Origin of the sequence: Labrenzia sp. CP4 (assembly GCF_001579905.1) — a bacterium.
GTDB lineage: Bacteria > Pseudomonadota > Alphaproteobacteria > Rhizobiales > Stappiaceae > Roseibium > Roseibium algicola.
This window is the reverse complement of the sequence record NZ_CP011927.1, coordinates 333,868-355,602: the sequence shown is the minus strand read 5'-3', so window position 1 is coordinate 355,602 and position 21,735 is coordinate 333,868. Positions and strand designations below refer to the sequence as shown.

The 21,735-nt window shown below is 60.1% G+C and carries 14 protein-coding genes; 8 read left to right on the top strand and 6 right to left on the bottom strand.

What is annotated here, in order from left to right; genetic code table 11:
• Positions 1-50: 50 nt before the first annotated feature.
• From ACP90_RS01680 to ACP90_RS01660, 5 genes are all read right to left on the bottom strand, one after another.
• Positions 51-2,963, bottom strand: coding sequence for an AsmA family protein (locus ACP90_RS01680; protein ID WP_062486259.1), 2,913 nt, complete (start codon positions 2,961-2,963; stop codon positions 51-53).
• A 283-nt stretch (positions 2,964-3,246) separates the two neighbouring features.
• Positions 3,247-4,389: a DUF1513 domain-containing protein gene (locus ACP90_RS01675; RefSeq protein WP_062486256.1), complete on the bottom strand. Its 1,143-nt coding sequence runs from the start codon at positions 4,387-4,389 to the stop codon at positions 3,247-3,249.
• Complete coding sequence (locus ACP90_RS01670; RefSeq protein WP_062486253.1) at positions 4,379-5,458, bottom strand: imelysin family protein; 1,080 nt, start codon at positions 5,456-5,458, stop codon at positions 4,379-4,381. The genes ACP90_RS01675 and ACP90_RS01670 overlap by 11 nt, the downstream gene beginning before the upstream one ends.
• The gene (locus ACP90_RS01665; protein ID WP_082809634.1) at positions 5,458-6,987 is read right to left on the bottom strand and encodes a di-heme oxidoredictase family protein; all 1,530 of its coding nucleotides are present in this window, start codon (positions 6,985-6,987) and stop codon (positions 5,458-5,460) included. Before ACP90_RS01665 ends, ACP90_RS01670 begins: the two co-directional genes overlap by 1 nt.
• An 82-nt stretch (positions 6,988-7,069) precedes the next feature.
• Positions 7,070-8,332 (bottom strand): imelysin family protein, encoded by a 1,263-nt coding sequence (locus ACP90_RS01660; protein WP_062486247.1) that lies wholly within the window; start codon positions 8,330-8,332, stop codon positions 7,070-7,072.
• A gap of 309 nt (positions 8,333-8,641) precedes the next feature.
• Between ACP90_RS01660 and ACP90_RS01655 the strand changes: the two genes are divergently transcribed.
• From ACP90_RS01655 to ACP90_RS01645, 3 genes are all read left to right on the top strand, one after another.
• Complete coding sequence (locus tag ACP90_RS01655; protein WP_023002633.1) at positions 8,642-9,118, top strand: TerB family tellurite resistance protein; 477 nt, start codon at positions 8,642-8,644, stop codon at positions 9,116-9,118.
• A 94-nt stretch (positions 9,119-9,212) separates the two neighbouring features.
• Complete coding sequence (locus tag ACP90_RS01650; RefSeq protein WP_062486244.1) at positions 9,213-9,968, top strand: glutamine amidotransferase; 756 nt, start codon at positions 9,213-9,215, stop codon at positions 9,966-9,968.
• 238 nt (positions 9,969-10,206) lie between these two features.
• Positions 10,207-10,824 carry a GNAT family N-acetyltransferase gene (locus ACP90_RS01645; RefSeq protein ID WP_168691823.1) on the top strand — a complete coding sequence of 206 codons (618 nt, stop codon included), beginning with the start codon at positions 10,207-10,209 and terminating at the stop codon, positions 10,822-10,824.
• A gap of 448 nt (positions 10,825-11,272) precedes the next feature.
• On the opposite strand, the gene pyc is transcribed toward ACP90_RS01645, so the two are convergent.
• Positions 11,273-14,713, bottom strand: a complete 3,441-nt coding sequence (gene pyc / locus ACP90_RS01640; RefSeq protein WP_062486241.1) for a pyruvate carboxylase — start codon at positions 14,711-14,713, stop codon at positions 11,273-11,275.
• Between the two features lie 798 nt (positions 14,714-15,511).
• Between pyc and ACP90_RS01635 the strand changes: the two genes are divergently transcribed.
• The 5 genes from ACP90_RS01635 to ACP90_RS01620 all read left to right on the top strand — a co-directional run bounded on the left by ACP90_RS01635 (position 15,512) and on the right by ACP90_RS01620 (position 21,672).
• Positions 15,512-18,628: a DEAD/DEAH box helicase gene (locus ACP90_RS01635; RefSeq protein ID WP_062486238.1), complete on the top strand. Its 3,117-nt coding sequence runs from the start codon at positions 15,512-15,514 to the stop codon at positions 18,626-18,628.
• A 35-nt stretch (positions 18,629-18,663) separates the two neighbouring features.
• Entirely contained in the window at positions 18,664-19,029 is a 366-nt protein-coding gene (locus ACP90_RS27865; protein WP_088665223.1) for an RNA-binding S4 domain-containing protein, read from the top strand.
• A gap of 215 nt (positions 19,030-19,244) precedes the next feature.
• On the top strand, positions 19,245-19,577 hold the full coding sequence (fdxA, locus tag ACP90_RS01630) for a ferredoxin FdxA (RefSeq protein ID WP_031270075.1): 333 nt from the start codon (positions 19,245-19,247) through the stop codon (positions 19,575-19,577).
• A gap of 456 nt (positions 19,578-20,033) precedes the next feature.
• The gene (locus tag ACP90_RS01625) at positions 20,034-20,618 is read left to right on the top strand and encodes a CarD family transcriptional regulator (protein ID WP_023002626.1); all 585 of its coding nucleotides are present in this window, start codon (positions 20,034-20,036) and stop codon (positions 20,616-20,618) included.
• 190 nt (positions 20,619-20,808) lie between these two features.
• Positions 20,809-21,672 carry an RNA polymerase factor sigma-32 gene (locus ACP90_RS01620; RefSeq protein ID WP_055660074.1) on the top strand — a complete coding sequence of 288 codons (864 nt, stop codon included), beginning with the start codon at positions 20,809-20,811 and terminating at the stop codon, positions 21,670-21,672.
• The last annotated feature ends 63 nt before the right edge of the window (positions 21,673-21,735 follow it).

Here is a 21,735-nt window from a genome sequence, read left to right as displayed (position 1 = left end):
AAAAACAAAGGAGCGGCCCCGAAACGCAGCACCATTGCGCCAATGTGCCGTCAGTTCTTGTTTTTCTTCTTGTTTCCGAACACGTTGCCCAAAAGGCCGGAAGGCAGGCCGAAGCCTTCTTCTACCGCTTTCAGAACTTCCTCGTCATCGACCTCGCCGTCCAGAACCTTCTGAACGTCGATCTGGGTCTTGCCGCCGGTCGCCTGGTTGATGACCTTGTTGGCCTGGTCAACCAGCTCCTGGGACGGTTCCTTCTTTCCCTGAAGAATGGAGATCAGCTCACCGCCGGTCTGCTGCAGTTGCTTGTAGGCTGCCTCCGGGTTTTCCAGAATACCCTTGATGTCCGGATAGATCCGCGGATCGTTCCACGGACCTTCGATCACGATGGGCACACCTAGGCCGGCCAGTTTCTTGTCTTCGCCCTTCCGCCGAGGCTGCGGGGCCTGACCTTCCAGCGTCGGCACGATCTTCGGCTCCACACGCCAGGAAAGTCGCTGCGCCGGCATGTCCGTCGTGCCCTTGCCGGTCATGCGAACCAGCGGCCCGATCAGGGACAGATCGTCGGTCTTGGCAATGCCGTTCTGGATCTGGAATGTTGAGCCGAGCGAGCTGAAATCGGTCTTGGCCGACGGATTGGCCTGCCATCCGAGCAACGTCTCCACCGACAGGCCACGCACCATCTGCGGCACATTGATGCCCTTGATCGCGCCGTCGGCGAACGTGTAGTTGGCTGTCCCGTTCAGGGCCTGCACCAATGCCTGTTCGCTGCCACCTTTGGAGGTAACATCCAGGTTGATGTTGGCCTTGCCTTCGATCCAGCTGAAATCGGCTGCATCGCGCAGCAACGGATAGGCGTTGAGGTTGGCGAGAGCAAATTTCGCGGCAACTTGAGGTGTTGCGGACGCCCCGTTGAGCGTAACCGTACCTGTGCCGGAGCCGCCGTAAAGTGCCAGCTTTTCCAGGTTCGCAGTCAGCACACCGTTCTTGATGGTGGTCGACAGGGCGCTTTGGTCAATCTTGATCTTGTCCCAGCGGATTTCGCTGGTGGTCAGCTTGAAGTCCGCGTCGATCGCATTGAGGCCGGAGAAATCTATCGGCTCTGTACTCCAGCCACCTGCCCCACCGCGCTTGCCGCCGCCAGTCGAGGAATTTCCGGACGCCTGGCCAGAACCGCCACCACCGCCGCTGCCTGCGCCCGAAGACGATGCGCCGCCGAGATAGGGGTCGAGCACAAGTTCCCGCAGATCCAGCCGCGCCGTAACGCTTGGCTTGCCGCCAAGGACGATCCGTCCGTTGGCTTCACCCGACGTATCGTCCAGCGTGAACCGTGTTTCCTCGAATGAAATCGTCTCGCCTGCAACGCCGAAGATGCCCGAAGCCTTGAAGCGCTTCAGACCGCCACCGCTGCCAAGCGGTTTGCCGAGCCACGCCATGAGCCCGCGCAGGTCGGCAGTATCGACACTGACCGCACCATCAAGTGCACCGTCGCGCGAAGCCCGACCGTTGAAGCCGGCGCTCACCCGATTGCCCTTCACGCTCACGGAAACCGGCGCAGCTCCCCCCGCCAGCAGGCGAGCGGTGTCTCCTTCGCCGGTCAGGCTGAACGCTTCGCCGCGCCAGGACAAGGCACCGCTGAGCGATATCGGGTTTTCCAGTCCCTGCAGATCGATATCCATGGCAAGGTTCGTCAAGCGGTCCGCTTCCGGATCGCCGCCGACCGCCGAAGCAAGCCCAAGTCCGCCAATCTCGCCCTCGGCGATACGTACGGACCCCGTGATATCAAGACCGGCAAGCAGTTCCTCCCCTGTCTGCCCCACGGTTGCAAAGGCGAGGTCGAGGCTGAGTTTGCCGCTTGCAGGCAAATCCCTGCCCGCCAGTTGCAGGAGATCGGCAATCGAACCGTCTTTCAGCACCAGCCGGCCGGAGACTTCAGGAACGCTCCCCGACAGATCCGCGTCCGCCGCACCGCCAAGAGACAGTTGGCCAAGCGTGATGTCGAGATCAGCCAGCGACAGCATGGCCTCGGTGCCTGCAACCTTGGCCGACACGGCAAAAGCACCCGGATCGGCGGCAAGGTCCTGCCCGGCCAGCGCCGCAAGCGCTTTCAGCGAAGGCCCGGCGGCTGTGAGAGCCAGCTCAGCGCGCATCGGATCCAGGCCGGACTGACCGGTGACCGAGACGCTGTTTTCACCGCTGGAAATCTTCAGATCTACCGGAACCTGCTCCCCGCCCATGAGAGCGAGCGGGTTGGTCAGGGATCCTGCGACGGCGACCGGCATTTCGCGGAACGTGAAGCTGGATGTCAGATCCACCTCACCCGACAGGCTGGGTGCCTGCAGGCTGAGATCAAGGTTGGAGATACGAACCGGCTCGGCAGCATCCGGCGCCTTGTAGGTCACCGTGCCACCGGTGATCTGCAGGCTGTCGACACCAATGCTCTTGAGATAGCCCTCGGGAGCTGCGGCTATTTCTACCGGCTCTGCTTCAGACGCAGGCGCAGGCGTGGCTTCCACCACCGCATCGGTTTCAGCGTCGCCGGTTTCAGCCTCGATCAAGTCGCCAATGTCGCTGATGTCGCGGCGGGGCTCCCAGCTCGTGGTGCCGTTCGGGCCGATTTCCAGATAGATATCCGGCTTGTCCAGGGCAATTCCGGTCACCTGGATATTGCCGGAAACCAGACCACCCCAGGCGAGCCCAAATTCGACACGCTCGGCCTTGGCAAACTCGATTCCGTCGGCACCGGCCTCGCCGGCAAGGCCGATATCTTCCGCGACCAGCGAAAATCCGGGAAACAGCGACAAGGACACAGGTCCGTCCAGGCGCACGCGCCAGCCAAAGCGCTTGTCCACCTGCTCAACTACCTGACGCTTGATTTCGTCCTTGGGCAGGAACAGCGGCACCACCAGAATGATGGTTACCAGCATGAACAGCAGACTGCCCAGTCCGATCAAAAGCCGACGCATTTAGTGTCTCCCCGTCGCGAATCGGTCCCCAATGTAGACCAATCGGGCCGGAACGTCCCCAAGCAGAAGCAACCGCTTTCGCAGGAAAGGAGACAGAACGATCAAATACCGGCAAATCGGTCTACAACACCGCATACCGCCCCTGGGACCGGCATACGATCGCGATCACTGTGCCAGCCGATTTTGACAAAAGCAGGAAGTCTGCCGAATTTGCCCCTGGTTGGCACTTTTCAGGCTGAAAACAGCCTGAAAGGTGCAAGATCCGGCCGTCCGATGCTCTGTCTCAGGACAGGGCAAACATGTGATTGTCCCAGGAAATGCCCGGTGGGCGAGCCAGAATTTCCGCCGGCTGGGCAGGATCCTCAACAAGAGACAATGCCCCGTTGCCGTCAGATATCAGAAAGCTGCCCTGATCGATCGGCGCAACCCCGCATCCGTCGGCAATGGCCTCGGCACCCAGGAATGCGCCGGTATCGGCCTTCCAGAACAACGTCTGCCCGCCCCTTGGAGCGGACGTTGCAATCACCTCACCGCTTGCGTTTGCGGTCACCGAGCCGATGTAGTTCTGAAGGCCTGACGCGATACCTGTCGGAATTTCCGTCAGGAGGGGTGCTTCGTCCCGCGAAAACACGCCAACCAGAGGCGGCAGGTCTGTTTCCGGCCCTTCGAACTGACCGCCGACCCAAGCCCGCCCTTGTCCGTCCAGCGCCATATGCCGGAGCGACAGCTGGTGCAGGGAAGCGTCCAGAGCGTGGCTGGCATGAAGATCACCGGTTTCCCGGTCCAGGAACACCACAGTCGGCGCCATGGTGTCGAGATTGAGCTTTTCCCGCCCCTTGTCTGGATGGGTCATGATGCCGCCATTGGCAACGACAAGCGTGCGCCCATCCGGCGCGAGCAGGAGGTCGTGCGGACCGATGCCATGGGTCTCGATCTCGCCGATCCGCTGAACCTGACGGCCACTCATGTCGTAAACGCCAATCACGCCACGGGCTGCGGCATAGTCGTTTTCAACCGCATAGAGCAGTCTGCCATCAGCGGAAAAACAGCCATGTCCATAGTAATGGCGGCCCGGTTCCGCCGTGAGAACCTCCGGCTCCACATCCTGATATGGCCGAACCACGACAGCGAAAGTGCCGGGCCGGCGGGCGAAGGCCACAAACCTGGACTTGTCGGGAGAAACCGCGACGCCGTGGCCCCGTCCCGGCAGACCGATCCTGGCTAGAACCTGTCCAAGGTCGTCGACAACACCGACCCCATAATCGCCGTTTTCAAGCTTGTAGGCGCTCACGAACAGCGGCACGCCGTCGGATGCTTCCCGGTTCAGAAGGCTTGCCGCCAGCGTCGAGCCGGAAAATGCCGGCAGGGCGGCAAGGCCGCCGAGTGCTGCCAGAAAACCACGCCGTGAAAGGGGCTTAGTCACCATCGAGCGCATTGAAACCTCCAGCAAGTTCCAGGGCACCTGCAAGTTCAAGGGCAATCGTGTCGCGGAGCGATTTCAGCGTGATCGCCAGAACAACCATCTTGTCATAGGCATCGCCTTCTTCGAAGGACTGGCGCAAGGGCGGATCCAGGGTCCCCAGAAGAGTGACAGCATTGCCAAATTCGAAGTCGAGCGTGTCGTATATCCAAGTGAAATCGTCCGGCGTCAGGTCCTTCAGGTCGAGGGAAGCAATGGCCTTCTGAATACCAAGTACTTCGCCGTTGAGATAGACCACGCTGTTGCCGGAGCGCGAGAACGGAAAGCGCGTCGCCCTGGCCTTGTCCTTGCCGGTTCCCAACGCCGGAAGCACATCCTGATCCCGCGCGATGATCAGCCCCGTGACCAGCGCGTTGAACACGCTTTCCAGCGCTTCCTTCGACGTATGGAACCGCTCGTTGCCGCCTTCGGCTGTCAAGAGCACCTCGCTGTATCCGTCGGGATCCTGCCAGCCGGTAGCGATTTCGCTGGCCATGGCCGCAAGGTTTTCCGAAATTGCTAGTGCATAGCCGCAGCTGAAGTCCTTGCCGTCGTCCGCCTGCCCAAGCCGAACCGCACTGTCCTTGTCGAAAGCGAGCAATTCCAGTGCTGTCAGCCCCTGAACCGCGACGCTCTTGTCCTTGAGCGTCGCCGCAGACAAGGCGTCCTTGTCTCCAGAAGCGAGGAGCTTGCGGATCTGGCGTTGCGTGATGCCACGCGGATCGGGCAGGAAGGCCAGCCGACTGAGGCGATCGTTGTCGATCAACGGGCCAAATCGCAAGAAATGCACATGGGAGAATTCCCGCACAGTGTCTGAAAAGGCCGTCCTGAACCCCTCGACCGATGCTTCGTCCGCATTTGCGCAGACCGCTCGAACAGCGTCCGGCAGATTTGCAGAGGTTTCGGCAAACGCACCGGTTGCCGGTTGGATATAGGCCTCGATCAGATTGTCGAGTTTCGGCTCGTAGTCCGTGGCGAACGCGGGCTGGGCGATAACGGCTCCGGAAACGAGAGCGGCAAATAGCAAACAGCGCATCAAAGGGACTCCAGAAAACGTATAAGCGATTGTCGGTCGGCGGGCGGAAGCGCAACCACAGCGTCGCGCGCCTGTCGGGCTTCGCCGTCGTGCCACAGGACCGCTTCCAGCAGATTGCGTGCACGGCCGTCGTGCAGGAACCGGGTGTGATTGTTGACAGTCTCGGTCAGGCCAATGCCCCATAGCGGCGGCGTACGCCACTCCTGTCCACTGGCGTCACCCACCGGGCGATTGTCAGCAAGGGCTTCCCCCATGTCATGTAACAGGAAATCCGAATAAGGCCAGATCAACTGGAACCTGTGCGCCGGATTTTCCGCCTTTCGACTGGTCACGAATTTCGGTTGGTGGCAGGCCGGACAGCCCGACTGGTAGAAAACCTGCTTGCCTTTCAGCACCGCGGGATCATCCACGTCGCGGCGCATCGGCACCGCCAGGTTTTCCGAATAGAAAGTGACGAGATCCATGACCGGGTCCGGAGCTTCCGAGACACCAAGGTTTGCCTGTTCGCCATGAGGCAAGGCGCGGCAAGCTGTCTGCGCCTTGGTGCAGTCGCCGTAATTGTCCGGCATCTCGGGTGTCGAAATGCCGATATCGCCGGCAAACGCTGCTGCGGACTGGGCACGGATCGAGGGTTTGGAAGCCTTCCAGCCGAAACGGCCAAGCGTTAACGCACCCGTCGCGGGGTCACGAACCCGGCTGACCTTGCCGGAAATTCCATCACTGTCGATGTCGTCGGGGTCCGCAAGCGCTTCAATGTCGCCGGGATGAATGGCCTGTACCAGACCGAGGCCGATCATGGGCGGAGCCGCGCGGGCAGAAATCATGGTGTCGGGGTGCATGTCGCCATATCCAAGATCTCGGATCCTGTAGACGGGCTTCTGCAACACAGCCTTTTCCCCACCGTCCAGCGGAACCTCGATCTCCTCCACATCGATATCGAAGCGTCCTTCACCGGGCAGACCTGGCACAGCAAAAGTCTGGAACTGACCGCCGTAGGTCGGCTCCGGCACCAGCAGGATATCCTTGTCGGCAAGTGCCTGACGCTGCGCCTCGGACTGAGGCGGGATGGACAGGCGAAGGAACATGGAAACCGCGTCTTCACCCACCCGCGGCGGTCGGCCCCGGCCATCCTTCAAGTGACACCCCTGACAGGAGCGCGCGTTATAGAGCGGCCCCAGGCCATCCGATGCCTGTGTCGACGAGGGAGAAGACGCCCAGAGTTTCTTGAAAAGCCCGTTGCCTACCTTGAAGGTGGCCTGTTCTTCGAAGGTCAGATTGGCATTGGAGTGGGAATAGGCATCCCGGTTGATCCGCTTTCGGGACGTCCCGGCCCCGCCCTGCATGATTTCAAAGGCTTCAGCGGCTTCGAAATCGGCCGGCGGCTGCAGAACCTTCGCGGCCTTGACCCTGTCCTTGGCCGACAGATCATCCCGGTGAGACAGCGTATCATCTGAAAGAGCGGTTCCTACCGCCAGGCAGAAACACAAAAAGACGCCCGTCATGGCGCCCGGTCTGGGGACCAGTCTCATATTCGCATCCTGACTGTAATCCGCGAGCCCCAATTCGCGGACAAGCCGTCAGGCGGCCGATGCCGCCTGACGATCTGTTCGATTATTCGAAAACGGCGCCCGGGTTGTCCAGGCTGTCGGAACCTTCAAACGCAATATCGTCGAGTTCAAGCACCTTGACGACCCGCTCGATGGAAGCCGTCTGGTCAACCAGTGCATCGACAGCGGCCTGCACGACGGCGTTGCCCTCGTCATTGCCTTCGCCGATCATCTGGTCATAGGCTTCACCACCTTCGGCCCGGGCCTTCATGGCTTCGAAAGCCGCCAACGTGGCGTCGAGCTTCGTCTTCATTTCTTCCGCCAGCGCCGGATCCTTTTCCGCCACCAGATCGGCCAGGGACGCACCGGAAACATCGTTGCCGACCGGGCTCTTGTACGACCCGAAATAGACGTTCCGGATGCCGACCACGTCGTTGTAGTGCGACATGTGGGTGTTGTCGGAGAAGCAGTCATGCTCTTCTTCCGGATCATGCAGCATAAGGCCAAGCTTGATGCGCTCACCGGCCAGTTCGCCATAGGAAAGAGATCCCATGCCGGTCAGGATGGTAGCAAGACCACCGGCCTCGCCCTTGCCGGCCAGTTCTTCGCGCGCAGCCCCGTCAGGAGCCCAGGCATTGGCCATTTCTTCGAGATCCGTAATCAGAAGATCGGTTGCGGCCTGCAGATACTGAATGCGGCGCTCGCAATTGCCACCGGTGCAGTTGGCCGGATCAAAGTCGGTGGCTGGGCGGTTGCCGGCACCAGCTTCGGTGCCGTTGAGGTCCTGACCCCACAGCAGGAATTCGATGGCGTGGTAGCCGGTCGCAACGTTCGTTTCCACTTCGCCGGCTTCCTGAAGGGAGTCTGCAAGCAGGGTCGGCGTGATTTCGGTGGCATCGATGGTTTCACCACCGACCTTGAGTGTCGGATTTGCAATCACGTTGGCGACGTAGAGATCGTTTTCTTCCGATTCATCACCGTAGGACGCGTCGACATAGTCGATCAGGCCTTCGTCGAGCGGCCAGGCATTCACCTTGCCTTCCCAATCATCGACAATGGCGTTGCCGAAACGGTACGCCTCTGTCTGCTGGTAAGGGTCGCGTGCTTCCTTCCAGGCGGCGCGCGCGGCTTCCAGGTTTGCTTCGGTCGGCTCAGCTACGAGCTTGTCGATCGCGGTCTTGAGCGTCTTGGCCGTTGCGAGCGAGTCCGCATATTTCGCCTGGGCGATGTCGCCGTAAGTCGACAGAACGTCGGAAGGTGCTGCAGCCAGGGCCGGAGTGACGAAAAGGGCAGAAGCGGCCAGAAGGCCAAGCTTGAAAGTATTCATTGATCCATCCCGTAATATGTGTCGCCCGCAGTGCGCGTGGACCGTCTCTGGGCGAAACCTGAATGATTTTGTGGCGCGGAAACACGCGCCGCAGGGAGAGGGAAACCATTTCATGAGGCAGGAAGTCAAGTTATAATTCCAAAAAAAATCAATAGTTTAGAACGGTTCCAAAAAGTTGACTTATAAATGCCGGATTTGATTCCCATCTCAAAGTCTTAAAGCCGACATCAACCCTTTGATGGTAAAGAGGGAATGGTATAGCAATAAAAGCCGGCCTGTTTGGGGGGCCAGGCAACAGGAACGACAGACATGCTCAATGCGCTGAAAAGTTTTGTTCGGGAGCTGACCTTTGGTGACAGCGGAGAAAAGACCTTCGCCGAAGACGACAAGCGCCTGGCTGCGGCGGCTCTCTTGTTTCACCTGATCGATATCGACGGCGTGATCGAGGAAAGCGAAAGCTCGAAGCTGCGGGAAATCCTGCGAAAGCACTATGACCTGACGGACAAGGAAACGACCGAACTGATCGCCGCCGCCAAGCAGCGCGACGAGGAAGCGGTCGATCTGTACGGCTTCACATCGGTGCTGAAGCGCACAACCGACGAGGAAGAGCGCCTCGCGATCGTCGAGATGATGTGGGAAATCGTCTATGCCGACGGCCACGTGCACGAGTTCGAGGACAACACAATCTGGCGGGTTGCCGAACTTCTCGGGGTCTCCACACGCGATCGCATGACCCTGCGCCACAAGGTTGCCCAAACTGCCCCGGAGACCGACGAACTGGACTGATCGCCCACGCGATAATCAGCCGGGACGCGTATTTATGCAGGATGAAGTGGCAACGGGACTCGATTTTCGTGCCGACCTCCCTCATATTAAATCCATGCTTTTTCAGTCCGATCCCGTGAAGAACCGACCGAAAGTCCTGATTGTCCTGCATCAGGAGCATTCCTCGCCCGGACGAGTGGGCCTTGAGCTTGTAAAGCGCGGCTTCGCGCTGGACATCCGCAAGCCTCGGTTCGGCGACCTTCTCCCCGACACCATGGAAAACCATGCCGGCGCCGTCATTTTCGGCGGCCCGATGAGCGCCAACGATCCCGATGCCTTCATTCAAAAGGAAATTGACTGGATCGGTGTTCCACTTGCCGAGGAAAAACCCTTTCTCGGCATCTGCCTTGGTGCGCAGATGATGGTCAAGCACATGGGCGGCACAGTCACGGGCCATCATGAGAGCCTGGTTGAGATCGGCTATTATCCGCTGCAGCCGACCGATGCAGGCAAATCCCTGATGGACTGGCCGAAAAAGGTCTATCAGTGGCATCGGGAAGGGTTCGACCTGCCCCGCGGCGCCGATCTGCTGGCCTCCGGACCAACTTATCCGAACCAGGCGATCCGCGCCGGATCCTGCGCCTACGGCATCCAGTTTCACCCGGAACTGACCCACCAGATGATGGTTCGCTGGACGACCAAGGGCGCCCCGCGCATGGAGTTGCCCGGCGCCCAGCAACGCCGCGACCATTTTGCCGGACGGTTCGTTTACGATCCCGCTGTTCGGAAATGGCTCGACCGTTTTCTGGACCTCTGGATCGGCACGGCCACCGCCCCGGTTTGCCACGGCATGTTGAAGGCAGCGGAATAACCGCGTTTCAGACCCGGTACCCAGGCAGGACATTGCTTTAACGTGGCCCTGAACTGCCTCCACCGTCATTCCGGACAAGTAAGGCGAAGCCGAGCGCTGATCCGGAACGACAGTGGCGGGGGCTCAGGCGCCTCGAATTCGGCAACAATTGTCACCGGGCTCCCCTGCGCGTCTCACCTCCAGTGACAGATGAAAGAGTAACAAAAGTCGCCCCCAATAATCCCGAACGGCTTTTGAAATGAGTGTCGCAAGCACCCAATCTTTTAATGACGCCGATTGCGCAACTCTTGCGAATAAGGCTGTCTATGCGGCGAAACAGAAACCACAAGCTTCTGGCAATCATTCAGGAGCGGGAGTGACACACGCTTTGGGCCGTCCAGCAATTCACCTTCACAACGCCAGGCCCGAAGAAACAGAAACCCTGGCTCGTATTGGCCTGGAGGCCTGGCTGAAGGGCATTGCCCCTCTTGTCCCGGACGGAGTCCGTCAGGAGATCCTTGCTGACAATCCATTTATTCCCTTTCTTAAATCATTCGGGCCTGCGGTGATCGTCGGAACAATCAACGGCGAACCTGCAGGCATCGGCGCCTGCGAACACGCCGAGGACACCATCTCTGACATCTGGGTCGCTCCTGCGTTCGAGGGGCTCGGTGTTGGGACAGCCTTGGTCAGATCACTTGAAACAGAGATCCTCAACCGTGGTCACCCTGTTGCCTACATCCAGGTTGCCGCGCTCAACAGCCGCGCCTTTAGCCTGTACCGCCATCTAGGATATCGGGAAGAATGGCGGCAGATGAGCTTCGATCCGATCCTGAAGGTAGAGATGGAAAAAGTTGGACTATCGAAACAGCTCTAGCCCTTGGCCAAGCGAAAATCGGAGCAGTTCCTAGGACAACATTCGAAGTAACTCGACTATCGTCTCTTGTTACCCCACACACGTTTTCACAGGAGACGCGGGCGGTGCCCCAGAAAAAGACAGGGCTAGACGCAATGTGCATCTGCCCGGGAATACTGGATCCCGGGTCTGCGCTACGCTTCGCCCGGGATGACAATCGAGAGGCACATCCACCGTCATTCCGGACAAGTGCAGCATCGCTGTACGCCGATCCGGAATCCAGCGCATCTGCGTGAGCACAGCGAACCCTCAAGCTGGAAGAAAGACGCGCTTGCAGCGCGAATGATATCCGGCTTCCGGATCTGTGCGCGGTGCCACCCCGCTTGTTCGGAATGGCGGGCAAAGTGGACACAAAAAGGCCGCCCGGAATGGATCCAGACGGCCTTTGGTTGATGCTGTCGCCAGCATCTTAGCTTTCGAAGACCACCAGAAGGTCCTTGGCGTCGATCTGCGAACCCGGTGAGACCAGAACTTCCTTGACCTTGCCGTCGCGTTCGGCGTGGAGCGCGGTTTCCATTTTCATGGCTTCGATCGAGACCAGCACATCACCGGCGGTGACATCCTGACCGGCGGTGATCGCCACCGTGGAAATGACGCCCGGCATCGGTGCTCCGACATGCGCCGCGTTGCCGTCCTCGGCCTTGCGCATTGCGGCAGCTCCGGTGGCGCCATGGGCACGGTCCGGAACCTTGACGTTGCGCGGCTGGCCGTTGAGCTCGAAGAAGACCTTCTTCTCGCCCTTCTCGTCGGTCTCGCCGATCGCCTGGCAGCGGATCACCAGCGTCTTGCCGGCTTCCAGATCGACGGAGATCTCGTCACCCGGTTCCAGGCCGTAGAAATAGACCGGGGTCGGCAGGACGGACGTCGGACCATATTGCTGCTGGGCCTTGTCGAAGTCGGTGAACACTTTCGGGTACATCAGATAGGAGGCAAGCTCGGTGTTGCTGATGCCGTGGCCGGTCTTGTCGGAAACAGTCTTTCGCTCAGCATCCAGATCGGCATCCTTCAGGAGCGACCCCGGCCGCACGGTGATCGGGGTTTCGCCCTTCAGAACCTTCTTCTGAAGCGCTTCCGGCCATCCGCCCGGAGACTGGCCGAGGTCACCGTGCAGCATCTTGACGACGCTGTCCGGGAACGCGACATCCTTAGCCGGATCCTCGACCTCCGCCACGCTCAGCCCTTGGCTGACCATCATCAGCGCCATGTCGCCGACGACCTTGGAAGACGGGGTCACCTTGACGATGTCACCAAACATCATGTTGACGTCGGCATAGGCCTGCGCCACTTCGTGCCACCGGGTTTCCAGGCCAAGCGAGCGGGCCTGTTCCTTGAGGTTGGTGAACTGGCCGCCCGGCATTTCGTGCAGGTAGACTTCCGATGCCCCGAAACGAAGGTCGCTTTCGAAGGCACGGTATTGGGTCCGCACCGCTTCCCAGTAGAACGAGATCTGGCGGATCGTCTTGGCATCGAGGCCGGTATCACGGTCGGAACCGCGCAGGGCTTCCACGATGGAGCCAAGGCAGGGCTGGGAGGTCAGGCCGGACAGCGCGTCCATGGCTGCGTCCACCGCGTCGGCGCCCGCTTCGACCGCTGCCAGAACAGTGGCCGCGGCGATGCCGGACGTATCGTGCGTGTGGAAATGGATCGGCAGGCCGACTTCCTGTTTCAGCGTCCGGATCAGGACCTTGGCTGCTTCCGGCTTCAACAGGCCGGCCATGTCCTTGAGACCAAGGATGTGTGCGCCGGCCGCTTCAAGTTCCTTGGCAAGGCCGACATAGTATTTCAGGTCGTATTTCGGCCGGGCACTGTCCAGCATGTCGCCGGTATAGCAGAGCACGCCTTCGCACAGCTTGCCTGCTTCCTGGACCGCGTCCATGGACACACGCATGTTCTCCACCCAGTTGAGGCAGTCGAACACGCGGAAGAGGTCAATGCCGTTTTCAGCGGCTTCCGCCACGAAATACTTGACCACATTGTCCGGATAGTTGGTGTAACCGACACCGTTGGAGCCGCGCAGCAGCATCTGCAACAGGATATTCGGCGCCTTTTCGCGGATCTTGTGCAGGCGCTCCCACGGGCTTTCGGTCAGGAAGCGCATGGCAACGTCGAAGGTCGCGCCACCCCAGCATTCCAGCGAGAACAGGCTCGGCAGACCGGCTGCATAGGCATCCGCGATGTTGACGATATCGTGGGTCCGCATGCGGGTTGCCAGCAACGACTGGTGCGCATCGCGCATGGTCGTGTCGGTGACCAGCGTCCGCTTCTGGTCCTTCATCCAGTCGGCAAAACCCTTCGGACCCAATTCGTCCAGCAACTGGCGTGTGCCGGAGGGCTTGGCATCGCCAAAGTTCGGGATGACGGGCGCGGCCAAATCCTTCGGCGGACGTGCGCGGCTCTTGGTTTCCGGATGACCGTTCACCGAAACGTCGGCGATATAGGTCAGGAGCTTGGTTGCGCGGTCCTGACGCTTGGTCTGCTCGAACAGGGCCGGCGTCTCGTCGATGAAACGGGTCGTGTAGTTGTTGGCCTTGAAGTCGGCGTGGCTGATGATGTTCTCCAGGAACACCAAGTTTGTCGCCACACCGCGGATACGGAATTCGCGCAGGGCGCGGTCCATGCGCTTGCGGGCGTCTTCCGCCGTCGGGGCCCAGGCCGTAACCTTTTCAAGAAGCGGATCGTAGAAACGGGTGATGACCGCACCGGAATAAGCCGTGCCGCCGTCCAGACGGATGCCGAAGCCCGTCGCCCCGCGATAGGCGGTGATGCGCCCGTAATCCGGAATGAAGTTCTGCTCCGGATCTTCCGTCGTGATGCGGCACTGCAGGGCATGGCCGTTGAGACGGATCTTGTCCTGGGAGGGAACGCCGCTTTCCGGCGTGCCGATCTTCTCGCCTTCGCAGATCTTGATCTGCGCCTGGACGATGTCGATGCCGGTGACCTCTTCCGTCACCGTGTGTTCCACCTGAACGCGCGGGTTTACTTCAATGAAGTAGATGGCACCGGTGTCGGCATCCATCAGGAACTCGACCGTGCCGGCGCCGCGGTAATTCACGGCCCGGCCGATCTTCAAACCATATTCACAGAGCTCGGCCCGCTTTTCGGCCGAAAGATACGGCGCCGGAGCGCGCTCGACCACCTTCTGGTGGCGGCGCTGGATGGAACAGTCGCGCTCGAACAGATGAACCACGTTCTCGCCGTCACCCAGGATCTGAACTTCGACGTGGCGCGCCCGCTGGACCAGTTTCTCCAGATAGATCTCGTCCTTGCCGAATGCCGCCATGGCTTCGCGCTTGGCCGCCAGAACTTCCTTGGCCAGGGTCGCTTCGTCCGGAATGACGCGCATGCCGCGGCCACCACCGCCCCAGGAGGCCTTCAGCATGACCGGGTAGCCGATCTCGGCGGCCTGGCGCTTGATTTCGTTCATGTCGTCCGGCAGCGGATCCGTTGCCGGCATCACCGGCACACCCGCCTCGATGGCCAGATTGCGCGCGGCCACCTTGTTGCCCAGGCGGCGCATGGTTTCGGACTTCGGTCCAATGAAGGTGATGCCGGCTTGTTCGCAGGCATCCACGAATTCCGGGCTTTCGGACAGAAGGCCGTAACCGGGGTGAATGGCGTCTGCACCGGAGAGTTTGGCAACGCGGATAATCTCGTCGATGGAGAGGTACGCCTCGATCGGCCCGAGCCCCTTGCCGACCTGATACGCTTCGTCGGACTTGAACCGGTGCAATGCCAGTTTGTCCTGCTCGGCATAGATCGCAACGGTCTTCATGCCCAGCTCGTTGGCGGCACGGAACACCCGGATCGCGATTTCAGATCGGTTAGCAACGAGAATTTTTGTTATCGCCAAACGCCTTCTCCCCCTAATTTTACGCAAAACGAAAAGCCAGTTTCGGCAAGATTTCTACTTTGGTCGGAGGCGCTTGAAAAGGGGCAGAAGCTATGTCCTTTTTTTAACTTGGAAAATAATTTTGCGTCTGCGCCCGTAACTGTAGGAAAACGAACACTAATTCGATTGAACCCCAGATCCTCCCGGACTTTTTGAAAAAGGTGCAGCGCAGCAATTTTCAGATCAGGACAGGCCCGAAACCGCAAAAACCGGCTTGCGTGGCTGCTGACCATTTCGGGACACATTCCTGTCGGCAAGACAAAATCACCCTCCGGACGGCCCAATCGCATAGACACCGCTCCACCGGAAACCCACTAGATCTTGTGAGAACAAATCCGCAACCTTTATGAATCAGCGATTCGTCCAAGATTCGTTCACCCTGTGCCCCCGGGTAAACGGCATTCTCCCTCCGGCGATGATACGCGTTTATAGAAAATTAATTATTGACAGAGATTCGGAGCAAATCAGCCACAACCGCGCAAAACGACTCAACCTCTTGACCAGATTCAGGATTTTGTGGCTCCACCCACCTCGCAAACCACATGTCGTAGGGAACAAATCCTGAATCGTCCGGAGTCGCCGATTCGGTTTCGGTTTGTTCCAGAGTCGTTCTCCACAACATATTTCAACCGTCAAAAACCTGACCGGCTGGCCAAAAGAATAAGGACATGCCCGCCCCGGCTGTGCTAGACACGCGACACCAGATATAGGCGCCATCCGTTTGCGCCGATCCGAAGAAAGCCGATCACAAGCCTCCCCATGCCCCGTCCCCAGACCCTGCCGCTGCCGCCGTCTGCCCGGTCCCGCACTGTGACGGCCGTGCTCGGACCGACCAATACCGGCAAGACCCACCTCGCCATTGAACGCATGCTGGCCCAGCCTTCCGGGCTGATAGGGCTGCCGCTGCGCCTGCTCGCGCGTGAAGTCTATAACCGTGTTGCCGACCGCGCCGGTCCGGAAGCGGTGGCGCTGGTCACCGGCGAAGAAAAGATCGTCCCGAAGAACCCGCGGTTCTGGGTCTCGACGGTTGAGGCCATGCCGCTGGACCTGAAGACGGATTTCGTCGCCATCGACGAAGTGCAGCTGGCGGGCAATCTCGATCGCGGTCATGTCTTCACCGACCGCATCCTGAATGTCCGCGGTCAATCCGAAACGCTCCTGCTGGGTGCAGCGACCGCACGCCCGCTGCTGGAAAAACTGCTGCCGGGCATCAATGTGGTCACGCGGCCGCGCATGTCCGTGCTGGAATATGCGGGCTCCAAGAAGGTTTCGCGCCTGCCGGCCCGTTCGGCCATCGTCGCCTTCTCGTCAGACGAAGTTTATTCCATTGCAGAGCTCATCCGTCGCCAGCGCGGCGGGGCGGCCGTGGTGCTCGGCTCGCTGAGCCCCCGCACGCGCAATGCACAAGTGGAACTGTTCCAGAACGGCGATGTCGATCACCTGGTCGCGACCGACGCCATCGGCATGGGGCTGAACCTCGATGTCCATCACATCGCCTTTGCAGGTAACCGCAAATATGACGGCTACCAGTACCGCCAGCTGACCGCCTCGGAGATGGGTCAGATCGCCGGACGAGCTGGCCGCCACACCAAGGATGGCACCTTTGGCGTGACCGGACGGGTCGATCCGCTGGACGACGACCTGGTCGAACAGATCGAAAGCCACCACTTCGACAGCCTGAAAGTGCTGCAATGGCGCAACAGTGCGCTGGATTTTTCGTCGGCAAACGCCTTGCGCTCAAGCCTCGACATGGTGCCGCGTGAAGAGGGTCTCGCAAGGGCACCCATTGGCGACGACATCACCGCTCTTGAACATTTATTGCGCGATCCCGCAATATCCGGCATGGCAAAGGGCGGAAATGCGGTCGAATTGTTATGGGACGTGTGTCAGGTCCCCGACTATCGTAAGATCGCCCCGGCGAACCACGCAGAGTTGCTCAACACCATTTACACCCACCTGATGCAGGACAATGCGATTGCCGATGACTGGTTCTCGCGTCAATTGGCCTTCGCAGACCGGACAGATGGTGATATCGACACTCTCGCAAACCGGATTGCACATATCCGGACCTGGACCTATGTCGCCAACCGTCCTGACTGGCTGGCCGATCCGGCCCACTGGCAGGGCGAGACGCGCGACATAGAAGACAAACTATCTGACGCCCTTCACGAGCGGCTGACGCAGCGGTTCGTGGATCGGCGTACAAGTGTATTGATGCGACGTTTGAGAGAGAACGCAATGCTGGAAGCGGAAATTACATCGAGCGGCGATGTGCTCGTGGAAGGTCAGCACATCGGGAATCTGCTTGGCTTCCGGTTTGCCCCTGACGCGGCAGCTGAAGGACCGGACGGCAAGACCGTGCGTGCCGCAGCCCAAAAGGCCCTGACCACCGAAATCGAATCCCGTGCGGACAAGCTCGGCAAGTCCGAGAACTCCGATTTCGTGCTGACGTCCGAAGCCGTGATCCGCTGGCGCGGGGAACCCGTAGCCAAGCTCGTCGCCGGAGAAGAGGTGCTGACGCCGGTCGTGCTGCTGCTGGCCGATGAACATCTGACCGGCCCGGCACGCGACAATGTACAGGCGCGGCTTGATCTGTGGGTCAAGGCACAGATCGATACGCTGCTGAAACCGCTTGTCGACCTGAAGGCCGGCGAAGGCCTGGAAGGTCTTGCCCGCGGCATCGCGTTCCGCATCGTCGAGGGCCTCGGGATCCTGGAACGCCAGGAAGCTGCCGACGAGATCCGCCAGCTCGACCAGGACATGCGCGCCAGCCTGCGCAAGCACGGCATCCGCTTTGGTGCCTACACCGTGTTCGTGCCCGCCCTGCTGAAGCCTGCGCCGAGCCAGCTGCTGGCACAGCTCTGGGCCTTGAAGCACGGCTCGCTGGACATGAATGGCATGGCCGAGCTGCCACAGCTGTCTGCATCCGGCCGCACGTCCATCCCGGTTGATGAAACCATCGACAAGGCGCTTTACAAGGTTGTCGGTTTCCGCGTCTGTGGCCCGCGTGCTGTTCGCGTCGACATTCTGGAACGTCTGGCTGACCTGATCCGTCCGCTGATCGCCTGGAAGCCGCTTGATGCGGAAGTCAGCCCGCCGGAAGGCGCGGTCGCAACCGGAGGCGGCTTCACCGTCACCGTTGCCATGACATCGCTGCTCGGCTGTGCCGGCGAGGACTTCTCCGCCGTGCTGAAATCCCTCGGCTACCGGTCCGAGACCAAGGAAGTGCAGCGCCCTGTAGCAGCCAAACCGGCAACGGAAGCAACGGCAGAGGCGCCGGTGGCGGAAACTGCTGCGACCGAAGCGGACACTCCCGCCGAAGCAACCGCGACGGAAGCACCGGCTACGGAAGAGACGGCCGAAGCCGCTTCCGAACCGGCCGCTGTCGAAGCTGAAGCTGTGTCCGAACCGGCGGAAGCCCCCGCCGAAGCTGCAGCATCTGCCGAAGGCGCAGCCGTTGAACCCGCTGAAACCGCCGTTGTGGAAGCAACGCCGGATGCACAGACGGAAGGCGAAACCGCTGCTGCTGAGGCCACTACTGGTGAAGCCGAACTGGAAACGGTGACCATCGAGATCTGGCGTCCGGGCCGGCATGACCGCCGTCCACGCGGCCGTCAGGACCAACGCCGTGGCGGCGACAACCGCCGGGGCCAGGGTCAAGGTCAGGGTGCCAAAGGTGGTCAGGGCGAGAAGCGTCACGGCAAGGGCGGACCGAAAGGCGAAGGCCGCGGCCGTGGTGGTCATGGCGGCCAGAAGGGCTTTGACGGTGGCAACCGCCGCGACAAGACCCCAAGGGACAAGCCGATCGATCCGAACTCGCCCTTCGCGGCCCTGATGGCCTTGAAGGCGAATATGGACAGCAAGGACAAGAAGTAATTCCTGCGCCTGAAAACAATGCTGCCGCCGGCAGCCTGCGCATCGACAAGTGGCTCTGGTACGCCAGGGTCACCAAATCCCGCTCTCTTGCCCAGAAGCTGGCGACATCCGGTCATGTCCGGGTAAACAAGGACAAGATCGATTCCGCCAGCAAGACTGTCCGAACCGGCGACGTTCTGACCATCGGACTGGATCGCCGTATCCTCGTCCTCAAGATCCTTGCCCTGGGCACCAGGCGCGGTCCCTATGAAGAGGCCCGCAAGCTTTACGAGGATCTGTCGCCGCCTCCCCCGCCGAAGGATGCCCCACCGCCGCCTGCACCTGCGCAGCGCGAGGCCGGCGCAGGACGCCCGACCAAGCGCGAGCGGCGGAAAATCGACGCGTTCCGCGGTGGCGATTGACACTGTTTCCTGCCAAAGCCCGGAAAACAGAAAAACTTTCTCTTTCAGGCCCGGACTGCGTCATCCAGAGCGCTTGCGCCCGTTTGACAAAAACGATACCCAACATCTGCACCAGACGTTATACGTGCGCCTTCTTTGTGAGAGCGGCACGAAACTGACCGCCAGGGCCTTGCGCAAATCGGCTGCAGGCCGCCCGGCGCCGAATGAGGATAGCGATGACCTACGTCGTCACGGACAATTGCATCAAATGCAAATACACCGACTGTGTTGAAGTCTGCCCGGTGGACTGTTTCTACGAGGGTGAGAATTTCCTCGTCATCAATCCGGACGAATGTATCGACTGCGGCGTCTGCGAGCCGGAATGCCCGGCGGAGGCGATTTTGCCTGACACGGAGCCCGGCCTCGAGAAATGGATCGAGGTCAACGCCGAATACTCTGAGAAGTGGCCGAACATCACTGAGAAAAAAGAACCGTTGCCGGACGCTGAAGAGTTTGACGGCAAGGAAAACAAGTTCGAAAAGTATTTTTCGCCGAATCCTGCGTCCTGATTCGCGAAAACTGCTTGTGCGGCAGACTGCCGCAAGACAAACAAGAACTGCTTAAAACGGCGATTCTTCCATCTTTTTCAGGTACCTGCCCGTGGCGACCGGGCGGGGCCCTTGTGGTGTTTTGGCACCATCAAAGCTCAGTACTTTAATTTTCCACAAAAGTGTGGTACACATGGAAGACAGTCGCCAACCACGAGAACAACCCCCAAAACGGAGTCTTTGAAAACTGTCCCGGGTATCAACAACCGGACAGATCAAGCTCCCGGCAGCTCATATGACTGATCAAGGTTCTAAAGTGGAAAACGTCGACTGACCAGCCCTGACACGCCGCATATCAACAGGCGTTCCATTACGGATCGCTCTGCGGGGTTCGTGTCGCACAAGAACAGGGGACCGCACCGCGGTCCGTCATCGGTCCGAACCCGGACCGCCAACTGCGCAGGAGAGAATACGAGTATGGCAACGAACACCAAAAAGACCGCGCAGCGCCAAGGTTTCAAGACGGGCGAGTACATTGTTTATCCGGCGCATGGCGTCGGCCAGATTACCGCCATTGAAGAGCAGAACGTTGCAGGTCACTCTTTGGAGTTGCTCGTTATCGTTTTTGAACAGGACAAGATGACCCTTCGTGTCCCGGTGGCAAAGATTGCCTCCGTCGGCATGCGCAAGCTTGGCGACCCCGCGGCCGTCAAGAAGGCTCTCGAGACCGTTCGTGGCCGCCCGCGCGTTAAGCGGACGATGTGGAGCCGCCGCGCTCAGGAATATGAAGCCAAGATCAACTCCGGCGACCTGATCGCGATTTCTGAAGTGGTTCGCGATCTTTTCCGCTCTGAAAACCAGCCGGAACAGTCCTACTCTGAACGCCAGCTCTACGAAGCTGCGCTCGACCGTATGGCCCGCGAAATCGCGGCAGTGAACAAATGTTCCGAAACCGAAGCGGTCAAGCAGATCGAACAGAACCTGGCAAAATCTCCGAGCCGCATCAAAGCCGCTGAGGAAGCTGCAGCGGAAGACGACGAGGACAAGGAAGAAGCCGCTTGATCCAAGTGGATTTTCCGAACGCGAAAATCGACGAGGGCCTGGAGAAATCCGGGCCCTTATTCGTTTTGGCACCACCACCTCGCGCGCTGTTCACGCGAAAGTGCACAAAAACTGCCCCAACGGTAGCGATAAGTGATCTAACCTACGCTTCGGTACGTATTTCCCCCGATAACATATCGGAGCGTCGATCATGTCCCAGAGCGAGAAACGTCAACTGGTAAGGGCCGCGATGAAAGCCCCCTACCTCACGCGCGAAGAGGAACTGGAGCTTGCGATCCGCTGGCGACATAACCGGGATGAGAAAGCGCTTGAGAAATTGTCGCTCTCGCACATGCGCCTGGTCATTGCCGTTGCCTCACGATTCCGCAACTTCGGCCTGTCGCTTGGCGATCTGATCCAGGAGGGCCATGTCGGTCTTCTGGAGGCTGCCGCCCGGTTCGAACCGGAACGGGAAGTGCGCTTTTCCACCTATGCCACGTGGTGGATCCGCGCTTCCATCCAGGACTATATCCTGCGCAACTGGTCGATCGTTCGTGGTGGCACCTCTTCCTCCCAGAAAGCCCTGTTCTTCAACCTCCGGCGCCTGCGTGCCAAGCTCTCCGGCAATCAGACTCCTCTGACCGACAGCGAGCTTCACCAGAAGATCGCCGACGCAATCGGCGTCAAGCAGTCCGACGTCGCCCTCATGAATGCGCGGCTGTCCGGCCCTGATACCTCCCTGAACGCCCCTGTAACCGACAGCGAAGGCTCCAGCGCGGACCGTCAGGACTTTCTGGTGTCCGATGCCCCGTTGCCAGACGAGATCGTGACCGTCAACATCGATGCCGAACGCCGCCGGCGCTGGCTGTCTTCCGCCTTGGAGGTTCTCAGCGAGCGCGAATTGAAGATCGTGCGTGAAAGACGCCTGTCGGAAGAGGGCGCCACGCTGGAATCGCTTGGCGTGAAACTCGGCATTTCCAAGGAACGCGTGCGGCAGATTGAAAGCCGGGCCATGGAAAAACTGAAATCCGCCCTGTTGGCAGCACAGCCGGACAGGGCCGCCTACAGCACCTGACCTCTATCTCCTCCAAGTAACTCTGACGGGCGGACCTTCCGGTCCGCCTTTTTTTGAGGTGCG

What these genes read in the sequence shown, in the direction of transcription:
- ACP90_RS01680 (WP_062486259.1), bottom strand. Translation starts at nt 2,963, where the DNA reads ATGCGTCGGCTTTTGATCGGACTGGGCAGTCTGCTGTTCATGCTGGTA.
- ACP90_RS01675 (WP_062486256.1), bottom strand. Translation starts at nt 4,389, where the DNA reads ATGGTGACTAAGCCCCTTTCACGGCGTGGTTTTCTGGCAGCACTCGGC.
- ACP90_RS01670 (WP_062486253.1), bottom strand. Translation starts at nt 5,458, where the DNA reads ATGCGCTGTTTGCTATTTGCCGCTCTCGTTTCCGGAGCCGTTATCGCC.
- ACP90_RS01665 (WP_082809634.1), bottom strand. Translation starts at nt 6,987, where the DNA reads ATGAGACTGGTCCCCAGACCGGGCGCCATGACGGGCGTCTTTTTGTGT.
- ACP90_RS01660 (WP_062486247.1), bottom strand. Translation starts at nt 8,332, where the DNA reads ATGAATACTTTCAAGCTTGGCCTTCTGGCCGCTTCTGCCCTTTTCGTC.
- ACP90_RS01655 (WP_023002633.1), top strand. Translation starts at nt 8,642, where the DNA reads ATGCTCAATGCGCTGAAAAGTTTTGTTCGGGAGCTGACCTTTGGTGAC.
- ACP90_RS01650 (WP_062486244.1), top strand. Translation starts at nt 9,213, where the DNA reads ATGCTTTTTCAGTCCGATCCCGTGAAGAACCGACCGAAAGTCCTGATT.
- ACP90_RS01645 (WP_168691823.1), top strand. Translation starts at nt 10,207, where the DNA reads ATGAGTGTCGCAAGCACCCAATCTTTTAATGACGCCGATTGCGCAACT.
- ACP90_RS01635 (WP_062486238.1), top strand. Translation starts at nt 15,512, where the DNA reads ATGCCCCGTCCCCAGACCCTGCCGCTGCCGCCGTCTGCCCGGTCCCGC.
- fdxA (WP_031270075.1), top strand. Translation starts at nt 19,245, where the DNA reads ATGACCTACGTCGTCACGGACAATTGCATCAAATGCAAATACACCGAC.
- ACP90_RS01625 (WP_023002626.1), top strand. Translation starts at nt 20,034, where the DNA reads ATGGCAACGAACACCAAAAAGACCGCGCAGCGCCAAGGTTTCAAGACG.
- ACP90_RS01620 (WP_055660074.1), top strand. Translation starts at nt 20,809, where the DNA reads ATGTCCCAGAGCGAGAAACGTCAACTGGTAAGGGCCGCGATGAAAGCC.